4 protein-coding genes are annotated in these 5,189 nt (G+C 68.4%); all 4 read right to left on the bottom strand.

Annotated elements, in window-relative coordinates:
- Nucleotides 1-254: 254 nt before the first annotated feature.
- The gene (locus V6M49_RS10045) at nucleotides 255-3,635 is read right to left on the bottom strand and encodes a family 78 glycoside hydrolase catalytic domain (RefSeq protein ID WP_332761016.1); all 3,381 of its coding nucleotides are present in this window, start codon (nucleotides 3,633-3,635) and stop codon (nucleotides 255-257) included.
- Nucleotides 3,602-4,807 (bottom strand): Gfo/Idh/MocA family protein, encoded by a 1,206-nt coding sequence (locus tag V6M49_RS10040; protein ID WP_332761015.1) that lies wholly within the window; start codon nucleotides 4,805-4,807, stop codon nucleotides 3,602-3,604. Before V6M49_RS10040 ends, V6M49_RS10045 begins: the two co-directional genes overlap by 34 nt.
- A 107-nt stretch (nucleotides 4,808-4,914) precedes the next feature.
- The gene (locus V6M49_RS10035; RefSeq protein WP_254751455.1) at nucleotides 4,915-5,076 is read right to left on the bottom strand and encodes a hypothetical protein; all 162 of its coding nucleotides are present in this window, start codon (nucleotides 5,074-5,076) and stop codon (nucleotides 4,915-4,917) included.
- Between the two features lie 28 nt (nucleotides 5,077-5,104).
- Nucleotides 5,105-5,189, bottom strand: an 85-nt coding sequence (locus tag V6M49_RS19920) for a BBE domain-containing protein (protein ID WP_442959711.1), incomplete at its 5' end; no start/stop codon positions are given.

Genomic DNA, 5,189 nt, shown 5'->3' with positions numbered 1-5,189 from the left:
CGATGACATTGCCGATGAAGTGGGCGAGGCCCCGGCCGTGCCTCCCGCCGGATCAAGTGCGGTTTCCGAAGTCCTGACCCGGTACGCCACCGAAGTCCACTTCAGCAGGATTTCCCCGCAGGACGCGGCGAGGAAGTCGATCGAGGAAATCAAGAGCTCCCTCAGTTAAACGGGCGGGACACCCCCAGACTCGGGTCACCCAGACAAGGACGACGCCGGATGCGAACCGCACCCGGCGTCGTTCGTCGTTTCCGTCAGTCTTGGTCGGAGGGGGTGAAGGTCCAGGTTCCTGCGTGGATCCTGAAGTCACGCGAACCCACGACGGCGGGCTCCGCCGTCGGCCCCTGGATTCCGTAAGAGCCGCCGGCGGGGAGCCTGACGGTGGCGGTGACGCCCGCGGGAACCGTGCACTGCAGCTGCATTCCAACTGCGGTCCGCCGCCAGGCGACGTCGACGGAGCCGTTGGGCAGCGGGACGCTTCCTTTGGCATGCTCCAGCCGGCAGACCGGTGGTTCGATAACCACTTCGCTGCCGCCCGGAACACTCACGCGGACGCCGAGCAGGAACTCCAGGATTTCCTTCACCACGGAGGCGGACCAGGCGTGCGACTGGCTGTAATCCGTGCCGTCCACAAGTTCCCAGGCTTCCCAGGTGAAGCTGGCGCCGGCCTCCAGGAGCCGCGCCCAGCCGGGCTGGTTTGGGTTTGTCAGCAGATCAAGGACGGCGTCCGTCAGCCCCTCCGACAGCAGTGCCCGCACCAGCCGATGCACGGTCATGGGCCCCTGTCGCATGCCCTGGCCTGCGATCCGCTGCGCATCTGCCGCTGAAGACGCAGGATCGGTGATCCCCAGGGACAGCGGGAAGGAAGTGGCGTGCTGGGACGCGTGGGAGCTGGGTGTGCCGTCGGCGTGCAGGCCGTCCACCATCACGCCGCCCACGCGCAGGCGCGTGCGGATGGTTTCCGCGAGAGCCCCGGCATGGCCGGCGTACCGGACGGCCGCGTCCTCCTGGCCGGCCAGGCTGCACAACCGGGCCGTGGACATCAGGGCCGAGTACGCCTGCGCGTTGACGGTGGTCTTGGCGGCGCAGTCCATGTCGTAGCCGAAGCGGCCGGGCGCGGGCCAGTCCACAATGCCATGAAGGTAGGGGCCGGCGCCGCCACCCAGCTCGGTGACCAGTCCCGCCGTCGGGCCTTCCGTGGCAAGGTACCGCAGCGCATAGTCGGCGGTGGCGCGCAGGTGCGGGAGCAATTCTTCCACCAGGGCGAGGTCGCCGGTGCGCAGATGGCACTCCTCGGCCCACTCCGGCATCATGAGTGAAAAGTCGGGGATGTCCCGCTTCCCGTCGCCGTTGGGGTAGACCGCGTTGTAGCGGCCCCGGTCCTCACCGGCGGTCCAGTAGCGGCCGGCCGACCAGCCGAATTCCCGTAGTGCCTGCGCCGTGTAGGCGTGCTCGCCGAACAGGGCCATGGTGGCGTAGGAAATGTTGACGGCGTCGGCCAGGAACTGGCCTTTCTCCCGGGTGGGTGTGTCCACGAACTGCTCCTGGACCCCGTGCAGTGCTGAATCGCGCAGCAGCCGGAACACCGCGTCCAGCGTGGCGTCGGAGCTGCTGAAGCTCCCCTCCTGCGGGTGCTGCCCGTGAATGACGACGGCGCCCACCCGGGTCAGGTCCGATGCCTCCACTCCGGGGAGTTCCAGGTAGCGGAAGCCCAGGTGCACGGTGGCGCGGAACTGCTGCGGACCCTCGGCCTGGGTGTAAGGGAAGGACATGTCGGTGTTCTGGCTGGCCGTTTTGCTCCGGTCCACCCGGCCGGCCGCGTCCAGGGAGTAGCCGGCCCGGATCATCAGGGTCCGCCCGGCCACTCCGGTGCGGAAGTCCACCTCCGGGCGTGCCGGGATGACCCGGCCGAAGTCCGCCACGAGGGTTCCGTCCGCGGCGGTCAGGAAGGCTTCCGGGGCAACAAACTCCTCGGACAGGGACGTGCGCCGCGGGTGAAGGGCAGGGAACTCCGGGGCGGGGTGGGGGCCGTAGCTCAGTGCCGGCGGCATGTCCTGGCCTGCATCCAGGGCGGCCGCAGCCTGCCCGTCGAGGTGCTCCACGGGATCGCCCTCATCGTTCCGGTAGCCCGCTTGCCGGTACGGGGCCTCGGTGGCGGTCCAGTCCGGGCCGGAACCGAAGACCTCGCGGCGGCCGTCCGTGTAGTCCACGCTCAAGCGGACCAACAGCCCGGGAACGCCGGCAGCCCTGCCCTGGCCGGGGCCGTACCAGTGCAGTAGGGCGGTCAGCTTGACCTCCGCGGGCTGCTGCGGAGTGGGCTGGCCCCGATGGCCCGACTGTTTCGGCACTCCGGGGGAGTGCGCCGCGAGCAGCGCGGTGACGTCGGCGGCGTCGTAATATCCCTCGCCGGGGTAGCCGAAGGACGTGGTGCTCAGGCAAGCGGTGCCGTCCAACGCCACCTGCGCATGATGGCTCGCAGCCACAAAGAGGCGTGCCCGGGCCACAGTTCCCGTGAGCAAGACGGTGCTGCGGAAAAGTGTCCACTCGTCGGGCTGCCGGTGCGCCGTGGTTTGTGCCCAGTGGCCCAGGAACGCGCGGGCCTCTTCCGGGCCGGCGCTGAACCGGTGGTCGAGCAGCACCTTGCCGACGGCTTGAGTCGTGTCAGCGGGCACGCGGTCGGTGATCCGAATCGAGGCGTACTCGGCCTGGCTGCGGGGACCCTGATGCAGCGCGAACCGACCCTCGAACTCCGCGGGGAGCGGCTCGTTGACGGTGAGCAGTTCAACGCCGTCGAGGCTAACGGTGACGGTGGCCCCGTCGTCGGAAACTGTCAGATCCTGCCAGGTGCCGGGGACCAGGTCCTTGCCGGGCAGCCGTTCCTGGCTGGCAACGGCGTTGCGTTGCAGCTGGGCGCTGGCCAGCACCTCGGTGTCCGGAGTGGCAGGGGCGGGGATGTCCCATTCCGGGGCGCGGCGGAGCACCACATTGCCTGCCGTGTTCAGTTCCAACAGCAATCCAGTGCCCGGTCCGCTGCTGCGGAGGAGCAGGCCGGCCCACCCCATCACCGGCCGGAGACGTGATTCCAGCAAGAAACGGCGGATGGGAGGGCAGGGAATGGGCAGGAAAGGGGAGCCGGCGACGCGAAGGGCGCCTTCGAGGACGTCCAGCGGAGCCCGCCCGCCAGGGGCCCGGTGGATCCAGTCGGCATCCCATCCGCTGTCCGAAAGTCCGGTGCTAAAGATCTCCGCTTCGGACCAGGTGCCGGGGTTTCCGGCGGCGTCGCTCACCCGGACGCGCCAGCTGTAGTCCGCGTCCTCGGCCAGTTCCGGACCGCCGTAGGGGATCCCGGATTGGCGGGATGAGGGGATGGGTCCGGAGTGCCAGACCTCCGCTCCGGACGAATCCTCGACGGCGATTTCGTAGCCTGTCTGCCGGGCCGCGGCGGGGTCGGCGTCCGCCGGCCGGGCCAGTGTCCAGCCAAACACGGGGCGCAGCGACGCAGTGAGGCAGTGCGCCAAGCCGTCGGTCAGCAGGCCGGCTGCCTGCAGCTGGCCTTGTCGGGTCAGTGTGGGGGTTGCTTCCTGGTTGCGGGAGACGCCCATCAGGAAGCAGTTCCGCGTGCTGGCAGGGCCCATGGCAGTCCAAGTTCGCTGAAGGTCGCGTGCTCGTGCGTTGCGCGCTCCAGGGCTTCCTCGATTCCAACGACGACGGCGTGCGCAGCATCGCCGTCACCTGCCCAATGGATGTAGGCGCCGTCGATCAGGGCCGGCAGCGGTGCGGTCCGGATGGCTTCGAGCACCAGCATGAAGGCTCCGCTGTCCAGGAGCGGGCTGATGAGTTCCCTGCCTTCGCGGCGGTGGGCCAGCAGGTTCTCCGTGAGGTCGTCCCGGCCGAAGACCTGCTCCGTCTGCCCGGCAGGGGTGGTCACGGTGAGGCGGTCTTCGGTGTAGTGGAACACGGCCTTGCCCCGCGAGCCCTGCAGTGTGACGTGAGGTTCCGCGGATTCGGTGGCGCAGATGGTGAGTGCGCAGGTGACGGGAAGTCCCTTGGCGGTGCGGATCCGGATGACGGAGGTGTCGTCGGATTCGATGTCATTGGCCCGGTAGAGATCGGTTTCCACCGAGGCGACATCTTCAATGGTGCGGGCGCCGGCGATCCGGAGGGCGGTTGCCACGGCATGGGCCAGCGGATTGGTGGCTACGCCGTCAACCACGTCGACGCCGTCAATGCTCCGCTTCCCGGCCCAGCGGGAGCGCTTGTAGTAGGCCCTGTCGCGGACCCAGCGGCCGGTGGCCGAGATGCCCTGCAGCGTGCCGATGGCTCCGCTGGCCACGAGTTCCTCGATGGCCGCCAATGCGTGCGAGCCCAGGCTCTGGAAGCCGATCTGCACGCTCCGGCCGGATGCCTTGGCGGCCTCATACAGGGTGTTGAAGTCGGCCAGGGAAGCGACCGGGGGCTTCTCCAGATAGAGGTCCGCTGTTGTGGCCAGGGCGGCGAGGCCCAGCGGGGCGTGGGTCTGGATGGGGGTGGCCACGATGATCACGTCCAGGTCCGGAGTGGCAGCCAGCAGTTCGGTGAGTCCCGGGAAAACGGCGGCTGTATAGGGCACGGACCCAGGGGCCGGCGGCTGGGGATCGGCTACCGCTACGAGTTCGACGACGCCGGCGGCCTGAAGGCGTTCGAGGTTGCGCAGGTGGTGGGTGCCGAAGCCGTGGACGCCTACCAGCGCCACCCTCGCCGCTGGTGCCGAGTGTCCGGCGTGTCCGTGATGGCCGGACTGTGACGCGGCGGAAGGTGATGTTGCCATGGGGCTCCGTTCCTGCCCCGGAGGACACTAAGATTGGGCAAGCGCTTTCCCGAGTCCAGTGTGCGGCATAACCATGGTGATAGTCCAGTGCGTGTTGCAGGCTGCGATTACATGCCCAGCGGCGCAGCCCAGTTGCCATTCCTGCCGCCGCTGCTGCCTTCCTGGTACTTACCGCAGCGTGCGCAGCGCCGGTAGCGGCCGCCGTCGTCCGTGGTTTTGATGTGCCAATCGTGGCGCAGATTCATCTTGCAGAGCAGGGTTTTTAGCATGACGTTCTCCGATCCACTAGCGCTGTCATCAGTCGGGCCTGATGTTCTGGTTGAGCCTGAAGAAGTTCGTGGGATCGTAGGTGCGCTTGAGTGCCTTGAGCCGGTCGTACTTG

Origin of the sequence: Pseudarthrobacter sp. (assembly GCF_036675385.1) — a bacterium.
Lineage (GTDB): Bacteria > Actinomycetota > Actinomycetes > Actinomycetales > Micrococcaceae > Arthrobacter.
The sequence above is the reverse complement of the archived record's forward strand: the minus strand, read 5'-3'. Positions and strand labels throughout refer to the sequence as shown.